Annotated in this window: 22 protein-coding genes and 2 pseudogenes; 1 reads left to right on the forward strand and 23 read right to left on the reverse strand. The window is 34.8% G+C overall.

Features of this window, described 5'->3' with window-relative positions; all coding sequences use genetic code 11:
- Nucleotides 1–12: 12 nt before the first annotated feature.
- From istB to AA0X71_RS18990, 19 genes and pseudogenes are all read right to left on the reverse strand, one after another.
- Nucleotides 13–783: an IS21-like element helper ATPase IstB gene (istB, locus tag AA0X71_RS18900; RefSeq protein WP_413356847.1), complete on the reverse strand. Its 771-nt coding sequence runs from the start codon at nucleotides 781–783 to the stop codon at nucleotides 13–15.
- Nucleotides 783–2,333: an IS21 family transposase gene (gene istA / locus AA0X71_RS18905; protein ID WP_413356848.1), complete on the reverse strand. Its 1,551-nt coding sequence runs from the start codon at nucleotides 2,331–2,333 to the stop codon at nucleotides 783–785. The genes istB and istA overlap by 1 nt, the downstream gene beginning before the upstream one ends.
- Nucleotides 2,334–2,443: 110 nt before the next feature.
- Nucleotides 2,444–3,079, reverse strand: coding sequence for a TatD family hydrolase (locus AA0X71_RS18910; protein WP_413356849.1), 636 nt, complete (start codon nucleotides 3,077–3,079; stop codon nucleotides 2,444–2,446).
- Nucleotides 3,063–4,475 (reverse strand): Qat anti-phage system QueC-like protein QatC, encoded by a 1,413-nt coding sequence (qatC, locus tag AA0X71_RS18915; protein WP_413356850.1) that lies wholly within the window; start codon nucleotides 4,473–4,475, stop codon nucleotides 3,063–3,065. Before qatC ends, AA0X71_RS18910 begins: the two co-directional genes overlap by 17 nt.
- Entirely contained in the window at nucleotides 4,476–5,186 is a 711-nt protein-coding gene (locus AA0X71_RS18920) for a hypothetical protein (protein WP_413356851.1), read from the reverse strand. It lies immediately after the preceding gene.
- Between the two features lie 11 nt (nucleotides 5,187–5,197).
- A complete protein-coding gene (locus AA0X71_RS18925; RefSeq protein WP_413356852.1) occupies nucleotides 5,198–5,902 on the reverse strand; it encodes a hypothetical protein in 705 nt (234 codons plus the stop codon).
- Nucleotides 5,903–5,990: 88 nt separating this feature from the next.
- Nucleotides 5,991–6,659: pseudogene (tnpC, locus tag AA0X71_RS18930) on the reverse strand (IS66 family transposase); the annotation flags it as partial.
- A gap of 127 nt (nucleotides 6,660–6,786) precedes the next feature.
- Entirely contained in the window at nucleotides 6,787–7,830 is a 1,044-nt protein-coding gene (locus AA0X71_RS18935; RefSeq protein WP_413356853.1) for a tyrosine-type recombinase/integrase, read from the reverse strand.
- The gene (locus AA0X71_RS18940) at nucleotides 7,827–8,768 is read right to left on the reverse strand and encodes a tyrosine-type recombinase/integrase (protein ID WP_413356854.1); all 942 of its coding nucleotides are present in this window, start codon (nucleotides 8,766–8,768) and stop codon (nucleotides 7,827–7,829) included. Before AA0X71_RS18940 ends, AA0X71_RS18935 begins: the two co-directional genes overlap by 4 nt.
- Entirely contained in the window at nucleotides 8,765–9,994 is a 1,230-nt protein-coding gene (locus AA0X71_RS18945; RefSeq protein WP_413356855.1) for a site-specific integrase, read from the reverse strand. Before AA0X71_RS18945 ends, AA0X71_RS18940 begins: the two co-directional genes overlap by 4 nt.
- A 139-nt stretch (nucleotides 9,995–10,133) precedes the next feature.
- Nucleotides 10,134–11,066, reverse strand: a pseudogene (tnpC, locus tag AA0X71_RS18950) (IS66 family transposase); the annotation flags it as partial.
- A gap of 37 nt (nucleotides 11,067–11,103) precedes the next feature.
- Entirely contained in the window at nucleotides 11,104–11,460 is a 357-nt protein-coding gene (gene tnpB / locus AA0X71_RS18955) for an IS66 family insertion sequence element accessory protein TnpB (protein ID WP_019155464.1), read from the reverse strand.
- On the reverse strand, nucleotides 11,450–11,782 hold the full coding sequence (tnpA, locus tag AA0X71_RS18960; RefSeq protein WP_413356856.1) for an IS66 family insertion sequence element accessory protein TnpA: 333 nt from the start codon (nucleotides 11,780–11,782) through the stop codon (nucleotides 11,450–11,452). The genes tnpB and tnpA overlap by 11 nt, the downstream gene beginning before the upstream one ends.
- A gap of 79 nt (nucleotides 11,783–11,861) precedes the next feature.
- Nucleotides 11,862–13,022, reverse strand: a complete 1,161-nt coding sequence (locus AA0X71_RS18965) for a P-loop NTPase fold protein (RefSeq protein WP_413356857.1) — start codon at nucleotides 13,020–13,022, stop codon at nucleotides 11,862–11,864.
- 162 nt (nucleotides 13,023–13,184) lie between these two features.
- Entirely contained in the window at nucleotides 13,185–14,732 is a 1,548-nt protein-coding gene (locus tag AA0X71_RS18970; RefSeq protein ID WP_413356858.1) for an AAA family ATPase, read from the reverse strand.
- 3 nt (nucleotides 14,733–14,735) lie between these two features.
- A complete protein-coding gene (locus tag AA0X71_RS18975) occupies nucleotides 14,736–15,659 on the reverse strand; it encodes a hypothetical protein (RefSeq protein WP_413356859.1) in 924 nt (307 codons plus the stop codon).
- A gap of 158 nt (nucleotides 15,660–15,817) precedes the next feature.
- Nucleotides 15,818–16,189, reverse strand: coding sequence for a four helix bundle protein (locus AA0X71_RS18980; RefSeq protein WP_413356860.1), 372 nt, complete (start codon nucleotides 16,187–16,189; stop codon nucleotides 15,818–15,820).
- A gap of 63 nt (nucleotides 16,190–16,252) precedes the next feature.
- Complete coding sequence (locus tag AA0X71_RS18985) at nucleotides 16,253–16,462, reverse strand: hypothetical protein (RefSeq protein WP_413356861.1); 210 nt, start codon at nucleotides 16,460–16,462, stop codon at nucleotides 16,253–16,255.
- 62 nt (nucleotides 16,463–16,524) lie between these two features.
- Nucleotides 16,525–17,271: a hypothetical protein gene (locus AA0X71_RS18990; RefSeq protein ID WP_413356862.1), complete on the reverse strand. Its 747-nt coding sequence runs from the start codon at nucleotides 17,269–17,271 to the stop codon at nucleotides 16,525–16,527.
- 379 nt (nucleotides 17,272–17,650) lie between these two features.
- Here AA0X71_RS18990 and AA0X71_RS18995 point away from each other — a divergent pair, with 379 nt between their 5' ends.
- Nucleotides 17,651–18,328, forward strand: coding sequence for a tyrosine-type recombinase/integrase (locus tag AA0X71_RS18995; RefSeq protein WP_413356863.1), 678 nt, complete (start codon nucleotides 17,651–17,653; stop codon nucleotides 18,326–18,328).
- Between the two features lie 591 nt (nucleotides 18,329–18,919).
- On the opposite strand, the gene AA0X71_RS19000 is transcribed toward AA0X71_RS18995, so the two are convergent.
- From AA0X71_RS19000 to pruA, 4 genes are all read right to left on the reverse strand, one after another.
- Nucleotides 18,920–19,723 (reverse strand): MurR/RpiR family transcriptional regulator, encoded by an 804-nt coding sequence (locus tag AA0X71_RS19000; RefSeq protein ID WP_413356864.1) that lies wholly within the window; start codon nucleotides 19,721–19,723, stop codon nucleotides 18,920–18,922.
- A gap of 31 nt (nucleotides 19,724–19,754) precedes the next feature.
- A complete protein-coding gene (locus tag AA0X71_RS19005; RefSeq protein ID WP_413356865.1) occupies nucleotides 19,755–20,438 on the reverse strand; it encodes an N-acetylmannosamine-6-phosphate 2-epimerase in 684 nt (227 codons plus the stop codon).
- A 161-nt stretch (nucleotides 20,439–20,599) separates the two neighbouring features.
- Nucleotides 20,600–22,198 carry a PTS transporter subunit EIIC gene (locus tag AA0X71_RS19010; protein WP_413356866.1) on the reverse strand — a complete coding sequence of 533 codons (1,599 nt, stop codon included), beginning with the start codon at nucleotides 22,196–22,198 and terminating at the stop codon, nucleotides 20,600–20,602.
- 412 nt (nucleotides 22,199–22,610) lie between these two features.
- On the reverse strand, nucleotides 22,611–24,158 hold the full coding sequence (pruA, locus tag AA0X71_RS19015) for an L-glutamate gamma-semialdehyde dehydrogenase (RefSeq protein ID WP_413356867.1): 1,548 nt from the start codon (nucleotides 24,156–24,158) through the stop codon (nucleotides 22,611–22,613).
- Nucleotides 24,159–24,242: the final 84 nt, after the last annotated feature.

Genomic DNA, 24,242 nt, shown 5'->3' on the forward strand with positions numbered 1-24,242 from the left:
ACTTTTTGCTAATTAATTTTGAACACTTTCTTTTCCGAAAATGGTAGTTCGATGTTTTATTCTATAGCTGTCATTTTCATTCAATTGAATTATCTCTACTCTGTGGAGTAAACGGTCTAAAATCGCTGTCGTAATTCCTTGATCTCCCATTAGTTCTCCCCATTCTTCTGGCCCTTTATTGGAGGTTAAGATGATTGAACTACGTTCATAAAGATGATTAATTAGATGAAAAAGTAGATTCGCTTCCCTCTGATCCATTGCCATATACATTAAATCATCAATAATCACCATATCTGACTCTTTTAAGCGTTTTATCTGAATTTGGGACTTCCTTATATACTCTTCTGTTTTTAGTAAATGGACGAGTTCACCCATTGTAGAAAAGGTAACTTTATAGCCCCTTTGAATGGCTTCTAAACCTAGCCCTATACTAATATGAGTTTTACCTGAACCTGGAGGTCCCAATAGAATTAGATTGTATTGTTGTTCTAGCCAATTTAGTTCCCTTAATTGGTTTAATTGACGTGTACTTAGCGATATTTGTTCTTCCACATTAAATTCATCAAGTGTTTTGAGATACGGGAATTTAGCCCATTTTAATCTCTTTTCAACGTTCTTTTCTTCCCGTTTCTTCAATTCATGCATTAGAAGTTCCTGCAGAAACTCTTGATAAGTCCACGAGGTTTTCTCCGCATTTCGTAGTAATATGGGTAGCTCATCGGCCGTTTCCACCATCCGAAGATGGCGGAATTGTTCTTGTAAAAGATGTACAGTGCTAGTCATTATGAAACACCTCTTATTATATTCGTGTAATACTCTACTTCCCTTTTTACTGCTGTGGCTTTTGTTGCGAGGTTATCTGTTTTAGCTTCGATAGAAGCAGGGGGTACATCTTTTCCTTCTTTTAATCTAGTTAAATGTTGTGCAATATCACGTAAATCGTTTGCACTCCAAAGCTGCTCTTTTACGCAAACAACGAGGGCGTCCTCTATTTGAGGCCGGAAATGGGTAATAGTGTATTGTATGACCTGCAACTGATCTCTTACATATCTCGGATAATGCTGGGCTACTTCATTCACAAACTTCAAAGCTTTTTCTTGATCCTTGAATTGGCGAATAATGGTCTCTTTATAGGCTTGAATTCCTTTTGAACGATCTCTTGTATGCTGTCGATTTTTTATCAGTTCTCCTTTACCGTGACATATTGTATGTTTTGCTAATATTTCTCCTTGAAGATCTGCTCTAATAATAAGTACTTCATCTTGTATTTCAAGATAAACCGTATTGTCTCCTCTTGGACGGTAAGTTCCTAATGGAAGAGAATATCGATTAGATTTATATTTGATCACATTGTCCTTATGAACAGTTCTTGTTATACTAGCTACAAGGTTGCTTTCGAAAGAAAGCAGGGATGAGACTGGGGTTAAGTGTTGCTTTTCCAGGGCGTGCACTTCTGCCGGTCTCTTTTTAGTTGTATGATGAATATTGTAATTTGCTGTCCTCTTTAACCACGCCAAACACTTCTCGTTCCAGGCTTCTAGATTTGGAAATACTCTATGCTTCGCAAAGTTCATTTTTACATATTTCACTACATTTTCAACTTTCCCTTTGCTCTGCGGATCTGACTTTCTGCATAGATATACTCGAAACCCACGTTCTTGCTTGTAAGCTTGGAATTCCCCCGTTAAGATAATATCACCAGCATTTTCACTAACAGTTATCAAATGATCCTGATCATAAACAATTTCCTTCGGAATTCCTCCCAAAAATTGAAAGGCTTTTTCATGACAACGGATTGTATCCTTTGTAGTAAAAGGTCTGTCCAGCCATTCTACATATTTATAACGAGAATGGGAGAGTACGAAGGTAATAAAGTATAATTTAACAGACTTTTTATCTTGATTCTTAACGGTTATTTCACCCCAGTCCACTTGAACCTGTTGACCCATCGGGAGTTCTTCGACAGATTCATGATCTCGAACACGAACTACCTTTGGAATATGGTAAATATCCCGCATTTCGCTGACATATCCTCGAACAGTGCTGCTACCAATTTTTATTGTAGGATATTGCTCTCTTAACCAGTCCTCCACTTGAGCAGAAGAGAGATCTGGATGTTCTTTAAGCCAGCCTAAAATAAGATCCCGATGTGAATCTAATTTCTTTGCTCTACTCCCGGTTGAAATAACCCATTCGGATGCTTCATCAAAATTCATTTTCAAATACTTGTAAACTGTGTTTCTAGAAATCTTTAATTTTTTCGAAATGGCTGCTATTTTAAATCCTTGTTTTTTTAGTTGATGTATTTCAACGTACAATAGTAATTTTTCCACCTTTCAAATCCTCCAGTTAAACAATAATGATATAGAATCATGATAGCTTAACTGTTGATTATTTTGGTAAAAGTGTTCATTCCTACCTAGCAGAAACTGTTGATTTTAGTTTAGCAGTTACATGGGACTATATTACGCCTATTTATTTTTATATGAGGGCCATCAGTCTCAATTAAAATGCGATCTAAAGGAATATTTTTAATTATTTCTTTGCCTTTTTTGGACTTGAGCATAGATGGATTTAAAGAAAAATAATAACCTGAATTAATAATATCATTTAAGACACTAATGCTTCCTGAATACCAATGAAAAACAGCATTTTTAACACCAAAATCATTTAAAATTGATAAGACTTTTGTTTCTGCATATCTGGAATGTACGGACATAATTTTATTTCCTTCACTTGCTCTTTGGCACATATAACGGAATACTTTAATTTGGTCGTCTCTATACTTCAATAGTCTTTTTGAAAAATCGAGTCCAACCTCCCCTAAATATCTTGCTTCTACAATATGCCTATCAAAAGCGGATTTATTAAAGGGCTTTATTTCAACCATTTCAGGATGATAGCCTAAAGCTATTTTTACATACTTTTTATTTTCAAAGGTCAGTTTAGCTTTTTCGTAAACCTCAGGAAAATTAGTTACAAAGAGAGTATAAATTTTCTTCTCATTATAACGTTCATAAATGGAAGTATAGTCCTGGTAATAATCGATATGGACATGAAAATCAATGTAGTTGCTCATAATATTCTTTCAATCCCATGTATTCTAATAATTTACTATTATTTTTATCATCTTCATATTTCATTAAAAATAGAAGTTCATTTATAGATTTTCTATAAACTTGTTCGTATGAATCTATTTCTGTTTGAGCTAATTTACCATGACGTCTTAGTAATCCACTAATAAACAAAGAATTCTGTTCATTATCTATGAATCTTCTTATCGAAAATAAAACAGCCTTTAGATCACTTGCTTTACCATCGACTTTATTATTCCTTTCAATGAATTCCTTATCTATTGTGTATTTTGGGTTATAATGATCCTCCACAAAGCCATTAACCACCAAAGACGCTTTTCTTATTAGGCAAGGATAACAGTATCCACAATTTATAGGAGGACTTATTGCATCATACCTTGATTGTGCTGGGTGAGAACAAGATAAGGTTTTATTATGCATCTCTTGGAAGACTGCATTATTCCTATGTTCATGAATTATTTCTCCCTTAGACTTCGTTGAATAAAAATTATCAAGTTTATGTTCTATTCCTAACTTCTGTAAAATTTCATTTATTAATCTAATAAAATATGGATGTGTAGTTCTTGTACTACAACTTCCAAGTCTACTCTGTGTAAGAGGAACGTTTAATCCTATAAATCCATTTTCTGGTATGTAAACAGGTATTTTGTTACCCACCATTGAAGCAACTGCTATTGCACCTGCAATAAATAATAGTGATCGACTTCTACTTGTGTTTTCACCCAGTAGTACCTGTTCTCCGTTAAAAGTTGGTCTACCAGGAGAAACATTAAACTGAATAAAATCAATATTCTGTTGAGTATATTGATTTCTGAGTGAACTTATAAGTAGATTCTGTCTCTTTGGTAGTAAGGAATATTCTTTAAACCCCAAAAACAATGGGTTATTACCTTCGTCTAACAAAGTTAATGCTCCGCAAAATGAATCTAATCCACCAGAAAATAAAGAAACACAATCAAAAGCTTCAGGATTTTTGATGTTAAACTTCTTATTAATTTTGTCTCCTCTAAACCTCTCATTAGTCCGATAAAACGATATGTTCCATATATCTCCTGTCAAAAAAGACAATGATTCTTCCAAATCTTCCGTTACCGCTACCCATTCCTCAATTTTTAAAACTGGTATATGTAGGTTTAGCTCCCTTCCCCAACTATCACTGCTACTTTTTCTTGATATTTTTTTATCGACTGAAAATACAGCAATTGCCACTATTAAAAAATCTTCTACTATCTCAGCTAAAGTTTTTTCACTAAATAATCTCCAAAGGTTTTCTACGTCTGTTTTAACATTAGATTTGTTATTTTTGGATCTAAGGTTGAAAACTATTTCACCTACTTCTTCTATCTTCTGATCATTCTTTACAAACCATATATTCTTCATTTAATCACCCCAATTCTCAAAGATTGACCATATTTGATTACATTTTTGTTGAATATACCTTTCTCCTTCTCTTCCTCTCCAATCTACATTTTCTAATCCTTCTACGTTGTAATTTTGCTTTATTTCTAATCTGATGAATTCCTTTATTCTATCTTGCATTTTAATAGTCTGTTGAATATCTTTACATAACGAACTAATCTTTTCAGCGAAATTCGTAAAGAAATAAACCTCCATATACTTAGAAAGGTAGTCCATTATAAATGTCTCTGAATCCAAGTTTGAAAGAATCGCTTCTGTTTCAGATTCAGTTTCTATGCCATTCATCAATTCCAACATGTAGTCTTGTATAGCTTGATTGGCTATAGACTGCTGTATAGTGTTAGTAGACTCTGAAAAATAGTCTACTAAACCCAGAATAATAGTATGAGGATCCTTTCCTTTTAAATGAGTTAATCCAACTTGATCTAATGCATTAGCTAATCCTACTTGTCTTACTAAACCAGAAAACCCTATAACTTTCGCACCTGATTTAGCAATTATTGAATCACTTTTTTGTCTTGAACCTCCACTCGCTGTAGCCTTTGAGAAGTTCGACATAGCTTTACCTATTGAACTGCTACTGAGGTTATTTCGAGCTATTCCAGAGACCGCTCTTTTAGCATCAGACCACAAATGTCCAGTAGGTGGTAAATACCCTTTTGAAGTACCCATACCTTCACCTCTTATTTACTAAGTTTTTCAATTTGTTCCCATTTCTCCACACTAATAATTTTTTCAGTAATGTAATGGTTTTTCGTTTCATTATAATGCTCAAGATTCTTCTCTTTTAGTAGATTTAATCTTAAGATTGTTGGAGGGTTAATCTTCCTGATTTTCTTCAATTCCTTAATAATATCGTTCCTATAATCAGTAAAAAATTCATAAATTAATAATAAGGTGCTTAAGTTTTCTTCTCTGTTACTTTGACATTTTGCAATAATCCCCTTAATAATTTTTGAATGGTTCAATGTTGAATCATTCTTAAATTCCTCTATATTTTTTCTTCTTATTGAATCGTGTAATCCTTCTGCGGTAATATCGTTTATCCACTGCCTTTCATTTGCTGTTAAATTTAACAATGAAATCCCTTTTTCTTTAATAGACTCCTTTGCTAAATAGAAATATTTTCTTAAGTCCTTATCATTCAATGTCGGTGCTACTTTTCCCCATTGATATACAATTGGTTTAAACCATGAACTACTGAACTTTTTCTTGGTTTCCTCTATATCTTCCTTTTCATCCTCTTCTATAAAAATTTCCTCTAATTCTTCAAACTCAATTGCAAATCCTTCATTTTTCACTTGCCATACATATAGCTCTCTAAATAAATCAAGGTGTGTATATTCAAGTACCATTAATTTAGCAAGAATGCCTAAATCTAACTCCAATTTTTGTATTTCCGATAGTTTTTTTCTTATATAAAAGTAAGCGTCAAATAGCGCCCACGTATTTTTACGTGGGCGCTTGTAGTATGCTTTATTTAGATTTATTCGGGATGCGACAGTCTGTAGGAATTGTCTGCGCCCATGGTAGGAGTTGATCAATTGCTTCTACATCATTTATATCTATTAATGGTAATTGTTCGAATAGATACGTTAGGTAGTTTAGTGGATTTAATTGATTCTCCTTAGCGGTTTCGACAATGCTGTAGATGATGGCGCTAGATGTTGCACCTTTCATTGATTGGGCAAATAACCATGCCTTGCGGCCCATTACGAAAGGTTTTATTGAACGCTCTCCTCGATTATTATCCAATTCAAGTCGTCCATCTTCAAGGAATACAACGAGTTTGGACCATTGATTGATTGTATAGGTAATCGCTTCTCCCAATTTACTTTTTGGGGGAACTTGCGGGCGCTTTGTTTTAAGCCATGTCAAAAAAGCGTCTAACACGGGTTTACTGTGCTCAAGACGGTATTCTTTACGCTGTTCAGGGGTACAATTTTCAAATTTTCCATTGACCTGTTTTTCAATTCTAAATAATTGATTACAGAATTGAAGACCCTCTGCAGCGGTTGTTTCTTTTTTATCGATATTGGCTGGTAATGATTTGAGAGCCTCATCGAATTTTCTCCGCGAATGCGCCCAACAGCCCACCAACCGAACGTCCTTTATGTCATTATATCCCGCATATCCATCGACATTATTCTGATATCAAAATAATGTCGATTATGCCGATAAAAAAATTATCCCGATTATTTTAGATGCAGAAGCGTTAGCCAATATAAATTAAGCACTTGTTCCTGCATCACTTTGATTTTTATCGGAATAATTACTCAGTCAACCCATACAGCTTTTTTATTATGTCTTCATCATTTTCAAATTTGAAGGGTTCTTCATTGAAAACAGAATTATTTGAATCAATCACCTTTTCTATAGCTTTCTGTTTCATGGTTATATCTGCATTTGCATATATCAATGTCGTTTCTAATTGTGCATGGCCAAGCCATTCGCTAACCAACGGTAATGGCATGCCGGCTTGATACAGATGCATGGCTCGCGCATGTCGAAAAAGATGTGGATGCAGAGCTGGAAGGTTAGGATTTATAGTTTTAGCTGACATTTCATACTTTTTAATAAAACGGGCAACATTATCATTCGACATTCGATTAACGATTCCTTTTCTTACTGTATAGAATAAATATTTTGCTTTATCCGGGTATGGATGGAACAAAACAACATACTTATTAAATAAGTCTAATACTTCTCTAGAAATCGGCGTTGCACGAAACTTATTCCCTTTTCCAATTATATGAATCGAGCCTTCGCCTTTTGAATTTATATGAAAGTCTTTTAGGCGAAGATTCAGAACCTCACTATTCCTGCATCCTGTATCATAAAGCAAAGATAAATAAAACTGATCTCGTAATCCCGTTTTACTTTCACCATTTGGTTGCTTTAGTATAAGACGGATATCATCGAGAGTCAGAATAATATCCAGTGCTCTGTCTGGAACAGGTGTCTTTTTTATTTTTTGTATTTTAGAATAGTTATCGACTAGCTCCATGTTTTCCTCAGCCAAATATCCATAGAATGTTCTTATACATGAAAGTCGTTGGTTTCTAGTTGAAAAACTACAATGTCTTTCATCAACCAACCAATCTAGAAATTCTTTTACAGCTAATGGTGAAAAATCTTCAGTAGTTACCAAATGAAGAGATAATTTCCTCTTCGATTTTAGAAATTGAAAGAATAGATTAAGTGTATCTCGATATGATTTGATAGTATTGATGCTTTTAGCTCGAATTTCGGGTAAATAGACTTTTAAAAAGGTTTTAATTGATAGAAATAGTTTAGGGTCTTTTACATTTTTCATTTTGTCGCCTCCGGATAAATATCGGAAAAATCTTCCCATCTAATTCCGGAATTATGAATCAGTCTTTCGGGGAGAAGGTGAATATAATATAAGGTATAATTAAATGCTGAATGCCCCATATAGGCACTTAGATAAGGGAGTAACGCCATAATATCCTTCTTTGCCTCTAACCATTTAATAATAGTACGAGTAGCGAAATTATGCCTAAAATCATATGGTCTTAGTTTATCGGTACCAAAATCAAGGTTACTATTACGTAAGCAAATTTTAAATTGGTTTGTCATCCAATGTGTTGTATAAGGTCCTCCTTCAGGCCTCTGGAAGAAGAATTCTCGATTTCCCATAACGTCATCATATTTGCGGGATAATACTAAAAGGTCATCTGACATATAAATATGCCTGTCCTTACACCGTTTTGACTGTCTAATATAAATCTCTCCAGTATCGAGAGATACGTCTGTGTGTTTTAAATTTAATGGTTCATTTGGTCGCATACCGCAACAATACATCATTCGGAATAGAACAGGAACAGTGAATTCCCGTTGCGGAGATTCCCAGTAAGGAGATATTTTGTCTATTGTATGGAACAATATGGACAACTCATGATCCGTGAAAAGATATGGCTTATAGGGCTGCGCAGGTAAGTTGTAGTCAGAGTTTAGTATAAACGTCTGCCTACCAATAGTTGCTTGATATTCTGTAAAGTGACGTAATGCAATAACACGTCTATTCCTAGTATTTATACTTTCTCTAGGGCGAAGTCGAATCCACTCTATAACCATTTCCTTTGTTATATAGGATGAATCCCCATAATGCTCTGCGCAGAAATGAATAAATTGTTTCAGATACACTTCATATGATTTTTTATTAAAACCTAGTGCTTCTTTAATATCCAACATATCTTGGAGGTCGTTTAATAGGATTTCATTTAAGTTCATACAAACACACCTCCTGACATTGGAATATCCTCAAATGACATTGCGCAGGCGCTCATCTGCTTTTGATTAAAAGATAAATAAGGTTTTGAAGAGTTCATATCTGAGTGTCCAAGTATTTGAGAAATCGTATGGATCGCTACTTCTTTTTCTGCTAACCACGTTCCGATGGAACGCCTCAAGCTATGGAAAGACCGAAGGTGTTTCTTAGGTATTCCTACACTTAAGCAATAGCGTTCAATAATGCCATCTAAGGCAGCGGTATTAATAAAACCTTGGAATGGTGCTATATTTCTAACAAAGACATTCTGTTCAGTTGTTTTAGGTCTTGCCTTTAAAATATAGTCTGCTATTGCATTGCATACACAACCTTTTAGAGGTAATTTTAATGGTTTACTTGTTTTACTTTGGAAAATATTTATGGAATTTTCGTACCAATCGATATCTTGGAGTTTTAATTTTCGTACATCAATACCTCTCAACCCAGTGTTAAGTACTAACATGATAATAGCGTAGTCTCTCTTTCCAATAGCTGTACTTCGATCTATCGCTTGAATGATTCGTTCAATTTCCTCATGACTGTATGCTGACACAAGAATTTGTTTTTTACTTTTTATATGGTAATAATCTAGATTTATTGGATTACTTATTACATCATTGTTATCGAGGTACTCGATCAATAATTTAAGTGAGTATAGAATGTAATACATGCTACCTGAATTCGATTCTCGTACTGATAAGATAAAGTCTTTCACAGTTTGTGAAGATAACTGTTCGAAGGAATCGATACCTTTTTCCTCCAAAAAACAACAGAACTTTCTGAGAACGCAATTAATTTTATATTGGAATTCAGTTTTTAAATCTGATCTAGATAAGGCAGCCTCGATATAATCTGTATAATAAATATTTGGTCTGAATTTACGAGTATTTGAATATACTTTCCATTTGATAGAACCTGTTTCTGCATATTCCTCTATAAGGTATGCACCACGCTTGAGAGCATTATAATAGCGCAGAGTGATTTTCTTGCTTTTAAAATCATTCATCTTTTGATTAAGAAATTCTTCAATTAATTGTTTTGAATAATAGATTTCGTTATTATCTTCAAAAAATAATAAAAGCCGTTTTAAATAACGACCATAAATTTCTCTAGTTGAATCCTTTAAGCCAAATTTTTCAATTTCTAGCAATACACATTCAACTAAGGAATTAATGCTTTGCGAATTCATAGTGACCACCCTTTATATTGTGATTGTTAATATAAGTAGCTTTATCACAATATAAAATAATATCCCGATATTATTAAAAAAAATCACAACATTTATGTGACTTTGTTTTAATAATCGGGATAATTTTTTTATCGGCATAATCGACATGAAGGTATCCTTTAAACCCTCGTAAAAAGGCTTTCGGATGTTTACTATGACGAGTAGATTGATAATCATATAGGATGATTGGCGGAACATCGCGGCCTGATCGATACATCCACATATAGGACTTAGAATCCGCCTTACGTCCAGGTTCTGCTAGGACTTGAAGCGTGGTTTCGTCCGCATGAAGGCGATCATTCAGGATTAACAGCTCATGCATACGATTGTATAAAGTGGAAAGCCACTTTGTTGCACCATAGATCATCCAGTTGGCTAGGGTTTGACGTGATAAATACACGCCTAGACGCTCCAACTGTTGTTCTTGTCGGTAAAGGGGCATGCCTTCCACATATTTTTGATTCATAATATAGGCCATTGAAGAAGCGGATGCCAAACTTTTTGGATAGACAGGTGCTGGCATTTTAGCTTTCACAATTGGTGTTTCAATCGCTTCCCGTTCACACTGTCGACAGCCATAGATATGTTGAACATGCTCTACCACTGTTACTTGTGCAGGGATTACTTTTATTTCTCGACGAGTTTCGCTACTTATTTCATGAACATTTCCACCGCAGCACAAACAAACCTGCTCTTCTTCGGATAAACGATAGTGGATAGTCTCCGTAGGCAGATTTTCAAGCTTTGTATCTCGCTGACCTACATACTTCTTTCTATTGTAAGAAATTGTTTCAAGTGTAGGTTCTTCTACTTTTAAATCCGCTGTTATTTCCGCTTCATTAAAGAGAGAGAGTTTGAGTTGATCCGGATTTGTTTTTTCACTTGAAGTCCCGAATTTGTGTTGTTGGCTCAGTCGGAATTGTTCTTCCAACCAATTGATTTTAGCCTGTAAGACTTCGTTTTGTTTTTCCAGTTCCGCATTCCTCGCTGTTAGTTCTTCAATTGTAGATGAGTTAAGGGCGCTTTTTTCCATGTTTAAGGAATTCGACAAGAGGTGCCAAATTCCTTTTTCAAATGATGATTTGTGCAGAAACTTTTTGATGTGCTTGTCTTTGTTCTAAAGGTAGCCCATCAAGGAGCCAGTTTAACTGACGAGGACTTATGCATAAGGGCGAGGATGTTTGTTCGTCAGGCCATTGAAAAATTCCTTTTTCGAGGCGACGATAATAAAGCCAAAACCCATTATGATCCCAATGTAGAATTTTTAACTTATCACGATTGCGATTACAAAACACAAATAAGTTTGAAGAGAATGGATCTAATTGAAAACTCATTTGAACAATTGCTGCCAATCCATCAATCGATTTACGAAGGTCCGTTGAACCTGTAGCTAAGTAAACGCGATCAATAGGAGTCTTACTTAACATGGTTTTGAAGAATTTGAAACACTTCAGTAAAAAGTGTCGGATTGAAACCTTCATTAATTTCGATGGAAGCATCCCCGATTTTTACAGTCAGATGTGATGTAAGTCCTTCGAAAATGATGGAATTGGAGGGATCGACGGAAACCCATTGTGTTGAAGGAGGCGCAACGTCAGTTGCTTCCAGCTCCAATCTCCTCATCCATTTGTACATACTTTGTAAACCTATTTGATTTTGGTTACACCAAGTTTTCACACTTGGCTCACCACTAATTTTGTAGGCTTCAATGCGTTGTCGCCACATTTGTTTTCGTTCATCTTTTGACACTAAAAAACCTCCTAACAATTCGTGTACTGTGATTATCACAAAACCAGGAAATTATTAGAAGGTGTGGGTTATTTGGCGCTTACATATAAAAAGTATTTAGAAATCTTTTTGCTTGTCTTGGATTCCCTTTAAGTATTGATGCAATAATATCTGCTATATTGCCAAAGATATCTAACTGTAGTACAAAATCTTCTTTACTTAGTCCAGATTTAAATACTTCATCATTCTTACCGTCTTCTATAGATAGTATAGAAAGTATATCCTCTTGACTTATAATTTCTCCTTTTACAAATACTTTCTGTTCCTGTAATCCATCAAGCAATTTTTGTAAGTAGGTTTCACTCAAGAACATTTCGCATATCAAGAGTAATAAATAGTTTTTTACTTCTATATCAGATAACTCGGGAATTTTTATTGGTATTTGTACTATTTTTTCAATATAGTCTTTTGATATGTCATCAATTGTTGCATCATCTATCTTTGGGTATTTCCTTTGTACTGCATACCTTACGACATCTTCATCAATAGCAATAATGAAAGTTGTCTTCTGAACTGCTAAGAAAAGCTTCACTGCTTCGAGCGTTTCAATAATACGTTCTGGACTACATCTATCTAAATCATCGATAATAATAATTAAGTTATCTATATCGGAAACACTTAACATCTGTTCAAAATCTTCTCGGAATTTCCTTATATTTTGTACAACGTTTTCTTCTGACTCTTCCTTAAGAAAGTCCTTTAACTTGGTAAATTCTTTAATAGTTTTTTCCGCTTGCTCACCATCTTTTGGCATTAATGATTTAAAACTTTCATGCAGTAATGGTAGTGGATTGCCGAGAGTAGCACTCAATAAATAAGGTGTACCTTTTTTTATTGCATAGCCACCCAGCCTAAACCAGTCAACTTTATCAATTAAGTTTTTAATCCTATCTCCTACTTTTTCCTTTATACTCTGGTTATCTTCCAACGTACGAAGGATTACTTCCATAAGTGCCGTCTTTGCATCATCATACCCTTCGAACATCCATGCATTTATAAAAACTGGTATCGTATTTGATTGATCGTCAGCCCGAATCTTTTCTTGAATTAGATTTAATACTGTTGATTTTCCACTTCCCCAATTACCAAAAAGACCAATCGTTAATGGATTTACTCTTTCATTTGATGCGATATCAAATAGTAACTCTGCATATGGCTCATATGAAAGCATATCAATCTTTGAAGCATTGTCAGCCCACATTTTATTACCTCCCTCTATAAATCTACAAATATGTACATCTTTTTCTTTATTTTACCAAATTAAGGATTGATAAAAGTTATTTCGACAAAAAAAGACACATCTTTAATAGACATGTCTTTAAATTTATTCCGAAAAGGATTCTTTTCACCAATTTTCTGCTAATCAATAAGTATTTTGTAAAATTTTTCTAATTAGAATTCTTTTAATATCTCGGATATTCCCGATTTCTTCAACATTAATATTTTTTATTACTTGCATATCTATGGTTGAAAGATCTATGTTTAATGTTTCATCGTTTTCAATTTTCTTTACAAAATTCTCTACAAAATAATTAACGAACTCACTTTTTTCAAACCTCGTTAATGGGCTAAACTCACATATTAAGTCTAAACGTGATTGTAATTCCGCAGGTATTTCTTTGGTAAACCTAACTTTATCCAAATTTGATGTAAATATAATAACGTAGCCATCAAGGTCATGTTCTCTTGATAAGGAATCGGTAAACACTCCATCTTCAAGTAATTCAAGGAAAAAATTAAATATTTGTTTATTTGCCTTTTCAAATTCATCACATAATATTACTCCAGCCTTACTCTTTACTATTTTATTACTTAGTTCGCCTTCTTCTGAACCTATATAACCTCTTGGACTTCCAATAAGACTATTCAATGCATCTTGACTACTATAATTACCAAAGTTTATTTTAACCAGTGAAGTACTTGGATTTAGTTGTTTTTTTAGTAAAGAGGCAAACTCTGATTTTCCTAATCCTGTATCACCTAAAAGAAACATAGAAAAGACCTTTTTCTCTTTCATCCTATTTAACAGAACAAAATTATTAAATGAGTTTGATAATTGATCTTTAAATTTCTTATGTCCAAAAAGGTTTTCTGAGATTTCTTTTATAACCTTTTCAACTTCACCTTTACTTAAATCAACAATTCTCACCGTCTTATTTTCATCCAATGCTTTCTCTTCTTGGGTCTCTATTTGAATCAACTCGTCGATAGATCGTACTTCATCAAATATTAATCTAAAAACATCTAATGTTTCATTAACTTTATCCTTATGAGTTACTACTTTGAAATTAGGATTTTCAATCATTATTCTTTCTGCATAATAAATAAGGTTTGAATTATCTTTTGTTGCGGAAACAAGTGAAGTTATATCAACGAAAATATCTCCTTTCTCTTTATGACTTGTTTTGATAAATTCTATGAAGTCATCATTTAACTGGCTAAAACTAACTAAAGGTGTATCTATATTATTTAAGTATTCAATTATTCTGGTTAATTCATATGAATTTTTGTATGAATAAAAATTCATTCTCTTAAACGGAACTGTCATTGCCGTAAATTCATTAAATGATTGTTCTTTGTCAATTTGGATAGGGTAAATTGGTACCGTCTGTTTGAAATATAGATGAAACATGTCCAATGCTTTCTCTGATAATGATTCCTTTATGATAAAGTGTGTTTCATCATTTGCAGGAATTAAATTGTTCATTGCTGGCATTAAATCAGCAGAATGTACCGATAAATATTCAACTAAGTTTGATAGATCTATAATAGAGTCTGGATTTTCTTCAAGTAACTCTCTTGTATCTTGAAAAATAAATGGATTTATAGTGTATCCACCATCTTCTTTTTCTTTATAGAAGCATTCAAAATCATTTCTATTCTTGTAGGTATATAAAGTAAACCTTTGCATAAATTAATTACCTCTTTTTTTGAAGAAACCTAATATTCTTTTATACCAAGGATTTTTTTGCGGTTTCTCTTCTATTTCTTCGTTAAAATTAACATTTTGTATGATTGCAATAACGTCAATAAAGACAAATCTTCTATTCTGATTACTTCGTCCAGGTTGAAAAGGATTATCCTCATAGGCACTTGATATTATCTTTTCTACTTCCTCTTTATCTGATTGTTGTTTGAGCCCTATATCATATAGATAGTTAAATGTATTTGTATTAATCTTTGTTTCTTCAACAATTCCTTTATGGACTCCTATTATAGAAACTCTTCCGATAGTAATATCATCAATATTATAATTACTTTCAAATTCATTCTCTAATTCCATGGGGATTTTAATTACAATTTTTTCTGAAGAATTTGGCATTTGCCCATTGAGTAAGTATGAATAGTCTTTTAACATTGAAGTTATTAAATTATTTACATCTACACCTTCAACCCGAAAACCCTTAAGTGCGTCACTTCTAAATAACTTAAATTCTCTTAAATTCTCTTCATTCAGAATTTGTAGGCTTACATTATCAACCTTGACCAAATCCCCTTCAGAACACAGAGTAAAATCATCTATTAACTTACTTCTCTTGTCGATCTGTTTTAATAATATTGACTTTGTTGTTTTTACATCAAGAGATTCAACCATTTTCGAAGAATTTGTCTTTTTCTCCGTATGCTGTGTTCCCATGTAACTTTTTATGGTTGCTAAGTTATCTAACGCAGTTGAAATGGAAGCATTTGTTGAAACAGAATTTGCATTCTCAGAAGAGGAACTGTTTTCCCTTTGAATAGTAGATAAGATAACGTTATTTATCATCATCGATATTTCGTACACTTTTGAAAAATTAATATAATAAATATTAAATACTTTCTTTAGTTCTGATGACATTCATTCAACCTCCAATTCTAAAACTTTCACCCATATTTCTTAGCTAAGTGTGTATAAAACACTATTTCTTTACATTATACCAATAATCTATCTTTATACCATTTGTCTACACGAGAAGTAACAAGGGTTGCCTATACTAAGACAACCCTTTGATCATTTTAAATCTCACTTTTATTCTCAGTCCGTAACCTTTTAATCATCACAAACAACATCTTTTGAATCTGTGTTAATTGCCCTTCAAAGTCATTAAATTGGGCCCTATTAATATATTCTCTCATTTCGAGCAAATCTAAGGTAGCTTTTACCTCTTGAGAACTTGCATAGGCATCGTTTAACCTTGTAATCTCTTTTCCAGTATATAATTGTTTAGATTCGGCAATGTTTAATACAATAGAGCTACTGGATCTTCGAATCTGAGAACCTAATTCTTTTTCTTCGTGGTAAGGAAATCCTTTTGAAACAAGAAATATTTGGTGTGCTAAGTCCTTTGCTTTTTGATATACGTTTAATTCCCTGAAATCATAATTCATTTTTATTTACATCCTTTCTTATTGTTTTTGGTCATATATTTTCGAATAATTGAATAAGGGGAGTTAAAGAAGATGGTGAAGCTTGATTCCGAAGCTTCGATAGAAATCCATTGGATTATCACTTAGGTAATCTGAGGCAAAATTTAAGATTTGACACCTAACTTCATGATCAACCAAAGCCATGTCAAGTATCTCTTCTGCTCTCTTACTTTCTATCTCAAAAACTTTTACCAGTTCCTGTACAATATAGTATTTTCCTGAATGTGAAGCCATAAGTTCACCTCCTTTCATATTTTATTGAATAACCAACAATCATCTAATTTACAGTTCCTCTTCTATGCTTCTTGACAATATCCGTTTGCTGGACGTAATGTGAAATGACTTTCTATTTGTTGGGAAATCATGTTTTCATAGTTTAGGGTAAAGTCACAAGCTATATTTTTTTGAGTAGATAGATTATAAAGATTTGGATAGTGGGAGTGTAGATAGAAGCAGGATTCGTAATCGAAAGGAAAACCGCAATATATAGTAGGAAAGTCTTTTGAGGCAATCTTATTGGTGAGGAGTATTGTTAAACCATGATCTTTCGCCCATTTTTCTGTCTTAAAGGATATTTCCAATGAGCTTTCATTGGGAGACTCCATTATAAGCAAATGATTTCCAACCGCTCCCCCTACCATTGATTGAACCAGTTGTTCGCAATACTCTAATGATGGTTGAGGTTTAGTAGAGATGATAGTTAATTGTTCTTGAATAACTCTTAACTCTTCCTGATGCATTGGAAGTATTGGGGTAAACTGCTGTTTATGGAGTTCTTGAATGAAAGGAAAATCATGAGGATTTTGTTTGAAGTAAATTCGGGATAAGAATAAATCTCTTAGCATGTACTCTGTACTAAGTGGTTGTATAAATGTAATTTTCCACCCTTCATCCACAAAATGTTCAGCTAATTGAGTCATAAATGCATCTTTCAAGTATTCATCATTATACGTTAATAGATGAACCTCACTTCTTCCCATTCCTTTGCAAAGTGATTCGAATGTGTGGGAACTGTGTTTACCTAAAGTGTATTCTCTCTTCATTTTCTATATCTCCTTATTATTAAGATTTATATATTTATAATATACATTTTTGCAACCCCTGAAAATGCAATTTCGGTCGAACAAAGGATACAAGGGGACGGTTCTCGTGTATGCTTCGTTTTGCGAGACGAAAGAAACATGAGAAGAACGAAATCGCTCCGCGATGGCTTTTTAAGAGCCCAATATAAAATAATTTAATAGAAAAACAAAAAAAGTATGCCTTTGTGGTATTGTTTAATCGCCAAACCAAACAACCCAAGAAAGGACATACTTTTTTTTATGCTAACTATAACACAACTTACTACTAAATGTCGTGCTCCTTCATTTGATGGTAAATTATACAACCCAACTAAAAATCAATCATCAGGAGGACATTTCCATGGAGCACTATGATCAAAAAATAGAATTATACTTTGAGCTTAAAGACACTCCTCTTTCTTCTCGAGAATCCTATTGGAGAAGAATGCAGGCATTTTTATCGTATATGCATAAGCTGGGTAAACCCATTGAAAGGATCAATGAGGAAGACATTCAAAGATATATTATCTACTTAAGGAAAGATAAAAATCTTTCTCCAGGTACGATCAATAATTATATTTCTGCCATTAAATTCTTCTATACCTTTGTTTTAGAAAAGGAATGGAATCCAATTAAAGTCCCAAGGATGAGAAGAATTAAACAACTACCTGTTATTCCTCCTAGAGAAGATATTCTCTCGATGATAGAGGAAACGTCAAACTTAAAACATAAAGAAGCCCTTGATATTCTTAGAACGTATTTTAAAAGCTACTTCTCTAACACATCATATACACCTAATGATTGGCTTTTTCCAGGGCAAAACAACCAAGATCACATTAATGTAAAAACGATTAAGAATACCTTAATTAAGGTTAGGAATAAATTAGAACTTGATCCAAGTATCTCTGCCCATACACTACGTCATTGCTTTTCAACACATGCATGGATTATTTCAATACAACTAAAAATAGCAAGTAATCATAACGAGACACAAAGGCTCTACAGTTTATTACAATCAATAATCTGTAGGGCTATTTAATGGTTGGTAAATAGGTTGGCACCCACTGGTAAACTTCTTGGCGAACAGTGGTAAAAAACATGGCAAGACTGGTAAAAACTCGTGGCGGTAATCAATCGAAATAAAAAGACAAAGCTTACCCTCTGTCGAAGATTAACCAAAAGTCCTGTTTATGAACCAATATTTGAAGGACTAAATTCGCTTGAGATCGTCTCTATTCTCCTGAAAAAAGACGTAACTTTATGCCCTTCGTGTAATAACTCGAAATTATCAATGGCAGAAGGATTACCTTGATGTCGTTGAAATTGAATACCTTAAAAAATAGCCTCTTTTGTGGGGAGGGGGAAACTTTGTCCAAAAACAATATTATGGGGATCTAAATACACTTACTTTACAAAAGTGAAGAAAAGATCGATAAAAACAGAGGAAATCGGAAGATTGAATTCCCATAGCCAGGGACCGCGACTTCATTCTTCTCGGGCAATCAAAAATTTCGCATTTAGTTAAATCACATAAATAGAAGCTAAGGCACAACCAGCATACTTCGCTAGTTGTGCCTTTTTGCGTGCAAAACTTCCGATTGACCCCTGTTAGAACCGTCCCTCTGTTTAACTATTTAATATGAGTTTCAGAAGATACTGCGGAGATGGTCTCTTGATAGATTTTTTTCCTGTCTGGCTCTTCTAAGAAATGCATACTGATCAAATCGATAAGGAAAAGCGCGCTCAAGTCAAGACCCGTTGACAAATAGGCATTGCGGACGGGATGGATGGTCCATAGCACTTCATCCGATAATTTTGTAAGATGGGTTTGGTCATAAGCCGTTAGAGAGATTAACTTAACATCTTTTTTCTTCGCTTCGTTAACAGATGTAATTAACTCCCGAGTTTGCCCAGAACGTGAAAAAGCTAATAGCAAATCACCCTTTTTTAATAAAGTACTTCGAATGATCATTAAATGTGGGTCGGTCACAGCTTCACTGGCAAAGCCCATCCTACTCAATCGGTAATTTAATTCTTGTGCGGCAAGGCCTGAGCTTCCTAAACCATAAATAAAGATCCGCTTAGCATTTGTTATTAATTTTAGTGCATTTGTTATCGATTCGCGATTGTTCAGACTTTGTATATCGCGGATTACATCCATATACTGACTTCTTATTTTGGAATCCATATCTTCCGTTTCATCACGGTGTGTTTCTCTAGCTAGCTTCATTTTTAATTCTACGAAGTTTTGGCAGGATACTTTTCTACAGAAACGTGTGATCGTAGCAACAGATACATTCGTCTTTTCTGCTATTTCTTTGATATTGCGCTTTGAAGCTTCTGATGACGAAGAAAGCAAATAATCTGCTAAGCCTTTTTCTTTATCGGAGAAGGAAGAATATTTCGATTGAATTTCCTTCAAGAGCGTAACCATAGATGACTCCTTCCACCTAAATGATGGGTCATCAACCCCTCTTTATTTCTTCGACAAAGCGACTTGTGATTTGCTGTGGTCGCGTGATCGCTCCACCGACAACTACCGAATAAGCCCCCAAGTCAAGTACCATTCCCGCCATTTCAGGAGTGATAATATTTCCTTCAGCTATAACAGGGATTGAGACATTTTTTAGGATTATTTTGATAAATTCAAAATCATTCTCGTATAGTTTACATGCTTTTGTCTCATTTGTATAACCATAAAGGGTTGTGGATACACAATCAAATCCTAATCGTACTGCTTCTAATGCATCTTCTAAAGAAGAGATATCTGCCATTAACTGAACTTTAGGATGATATTCTTTTACATATGAAACTAGATCAGCTAATTTCTCTCCATTTGGACGTTCTCTTCGTGTTGCGTCCATCGCAATCATTTCACAACCTGATTCAATTAATTCATCGACTTCCTGTTTTGTTGCCGTGATAAAGACCTCACTATTTGGATAATCTCGTTTCACAATTCCGACGACAGGTAAATCCACTTCTTTTTTTATTGCGATAATATCTGGCTTCGATTCTGCTCGAATCCCTACTGCCCCTCCTTGCTTAGCAGCTAGAGCCATTTTTGACATGATGAATGAGCTATGAAGAGGCTCATTTTTCTGGGCTTGACATGAAACGACAAGGCCTTTTTTTATATGTTCTAACATTTATTCACCTACTATTTCTGTTTTTCTACCTTGATGATAAAAAGTAAGGATCCTAATCCCTTATCTATTGTATCCTAATGCAAATTCAATTAAGAAACTGAAATAGTGGAGGTAGCTTAGTACATGACATCGCTACGACTCCACCTATCAATCTTTTTAAACTATTTTACCTTGTTTATCTCATTCTTTAAGATCTCTGCAAGGGCTCCGTATACAACTTGAACACCTGAGCCTTTCTTAAAGAGACCCTTCGCCTTTAGTTCATCTTTCCAAACGGAGTCATCGGCAACTTTATTAATATCTTTGACGGTTACTCTTAATCTAGTAATACACGCATCGACATCCACTAAGTTTTCTCTTCCACCTAAGGCTGTAATGACATCCTCTACAGCAATGTCTTTTAATAATGCATCTTTCTTCGTATATAACTTATTCTCAGATTCTTCACCACGACCTGGAGTTTTTAGATTCAATTTTAGAATAAGTGTTTTAAAGATAAAGTAGTAAATGAGTGCTGTTGGAATTCCGAGAATAAGAATCCAAATGTAGTTCGTTTTATCATTCCCTTGCAAAATACCGAATAATGTAAAATCAATGATCCCCCTTGAGAAAGTTACCCCTACCGATACATCTAAAGCATATAAGACGGCATAGGAAATTCCCTCTAAAATGGCATGGATTCCGTAAAGTAATGGTGCTACAAAAAGGAATGTAAATTCAATTGGTTCAGTAATCCCTGTTAAGAACGATGTTAAGGCTGCTGAAAATAGAATACCACCAACAATTTTCTTATTTTTACTGTCAGCTGTTCGATACATAGCGAGAGCTGCTGCCGGGAGACCGAACATCATCGGTAAGAAACCACCTGTGAAATACTTCGTAGCTTCAGCTGAGAATTTTGTAACAGTCGGATCAGCCAATTGTGCGAAGAAAATGCTTTGTCCGCCTTGTACGACTTTCCCGGCAACCTCTAATTCTCCACCAAGTGGGGTATACCAGAATAATGGATAAATCGCATGATGCAGTCCAAAAATATTGAGAAGTCGCATCAATGTTCCATAGAAGAACATTCCGATTGGGCCTGTACGACCAAAGAATTCTGAGAAAGTTGAAATACCAATGTGAACATATGGCCAGATAAATGGAATAATAACCCCAATTACACTAATGGCTAACACAGAAATAATCGGAATAAATCTGACTCCAGAGAAAAATGAAAGTGCTTCTGGAAGCTTCTTGTCATAGTATCTATTGGCTAAAAAGGCTACCAATAAACCAACAATAATTCCTCCTAGTACGCCGATTCTAACGGTAAAAAGACCAAGCTCATATCCATATACGTTTGCTTGTTTCGCCGCTTCAACAGGATCTAAACCTTGAGATAAGAAATGGTCAACAGTTGAAGTTTCTGGTGTATGGCCGAGAAAACCTAAAATGGTACCAATGATCACATGCATAACCAGAAAAGCGATCGCAGCCGATAAACCTGCTGCCCCTTTTTCCTGTAAAGCTAAGCCTGAGGCAATTCCGACCGCAAATATCAATGGCAAGTTAGCAAAAACAATATTCCCAATCGCAGACATCGTGCTTAAAATATAAAACAAAAATGTTCCTTCTCCTAGGATTCCAGTCAACCCATAGGTTTCTACCATAAGGGGGTTGGTAAAAGCTGCACCAATACCCAGCATTAACCCGGCTATTGGCAAAACAGCAATCGGAATCATAAAGGCTTTTCCTAAACGTTGCAGTTTCTCAAACATTCTTATCCCTCCATTTAGCAATCAAATATTGAACCCGTAATACTTCTTTTACAATCATGAAAATAATTATCAAAATATAATTATAGTGTAATTTATTTTCATATTTATTATATAAGAATTCTAGATTAATATGCAAACAATTTTTTGAATTGTTTATTTACATTGAAAATTTGAGGGATTCCAGTGTATTGCTTATCCTTTTGACAACCTCATCTGGACAGGACAATAAGAACTAGAGGTTAACAAGGAAATTATGGATTTGCGTGTATTTAATGGTGTGAAAGACAAATAAAAAAGTTCCTCACAATTTTGTGAGAAACTTTTTTACCAGAGATCAGGTTCGAATAACGTCAAAGTATTTATTTTTTATGGTTGACAGCAAAAACTGTATATGCTGGGTGAAAAGAGTGTCTTAGTACATTTCAGATGTAGTCTTAGCTTGCAGATGAAGCAATAAGTAGTCTGGGCCACCTGCTTTAGAGTCTGTACCCGACATATTAAAGCCACCAAATGGTTGGTATCCAACGATTGCACCTGTACAGCCACGGTTGAAATATAGGTTTCCAACATGGAAGTCTTCACGAGCTTGCTCCATATGTTCACGGTTAGTTGTGATAACCGCACCTGTTAAACCATACTCTGTGTTGTTGGCGATTTCTAATGCTTCAGCAAAGTCTTTGGCCTTTGTGAAACCAACAACTGGTCCAAAAATTTCTTCTTGCATCAATCTTGCTGTAGGGGAAAGATCAGCGATCACAGTTGGCTTAACGAAGAAACCAGTTGAGTTGTCTCCTTCTCCTCCTGCCACAAGACTTCCTTCTTCCTTGCCGATTTCCACATAGCTCATGATTTTATCAAAAGCCGCTTGGTCGATAACTGGTCCCATATAGTTGTTTTGATCGACTGGGTTTCCTTGAGTTAATTGATTCGTTAACTCTACAACACGGTTCAATACTTGATCGTACACATCCTCAACCACTACTGCACGAGAGCAAGCAGAACATTTTTGCCCAGAGAAACCGAAAGCAGAAGCAACGATGGATTGGGCCGCAAGCTCTAAATCAGCTTCCTTGTCCACGACCATCGTATCTTTTCCACCCATCTCGGCAATCACACGCTTCAGCCAAATTTGGCCTTCGTTTAATTTTGATGCTCTTTCATAGATTCTGAGACCGACATCGCGAGAACCTGTGAAGCTGATGAAACGAGTATCCTTATGGTCTACTAAATAATCTCCAACTTCTGCTCCGCTTCCTGGAACGAAGTTAAGAACACCTGCAGGTAATCCTGCTTCTTCCATCACTTCAACAAACTTAGCCGCAACAATTGGTGTTGTGGAAGCTGGTTTTAATAGTACGGTATTTCCAGAAACGATGGCAGCTACTGTTGTACCAGCCATAATCGCTAATGGGAAATTCCAAGGTGAAATAATCACACCTACACCCAGTGGAATGTAATCATAACGGTTATATTCATTAGGACGGCTTTGTACGGGTACACCGTCTTTTAGCTTTAACATTTGACGAGCATAAAATTCTAAGAAATCAATCGCTTCTGCTGTATCAGCATCTGCTTCTCTCCATGGCTTCCCAGCTTCTTTTGTTAAAAGAGCAGAGAACTCATGCTTACGACGACGAATGATGGCAGCTGCTTTAAATAACACATCTGCACGCATCTCAGGCTTCGCTTTTTTCCACGTTTTAAAAGCCTTTACTGCAGCTTGCATGGCTTGTTCAGCAAGCTCTTTATTCGCCTTTGAAACACGTCCGATTACCTCAGTCTTATTTGCTGGATTAATAGAAACAATCTTCTCCTCAGTAGTAATACGCTCTCCACCAATGACAAGGTCATAATCTTTCCCTAAGTATCCTTCAACTGTCTTTAAAGCTGTTAAATAGCCTTCACGTTCCTTTTCTACTGAAAAATCTGTAAATGGCTCATGCTTATATGGCTGTACCATATTTAAATCCTCCTGTCCTTCTGTATATTTATCCATTATCAATATTTGTTAACAAGTATTAGAGCCGGTTTCCTAACTACTTGT

The sequence above is a fragment of the Robertmurraya phoenicis genome (assembly GCF_047302285.1).
In the GTDB taxonomy this organism is placed as follows: Bacteria; Bacillota; Bacilli; order Bacillales; family Cytobacillaceae; genus Robertmurraya.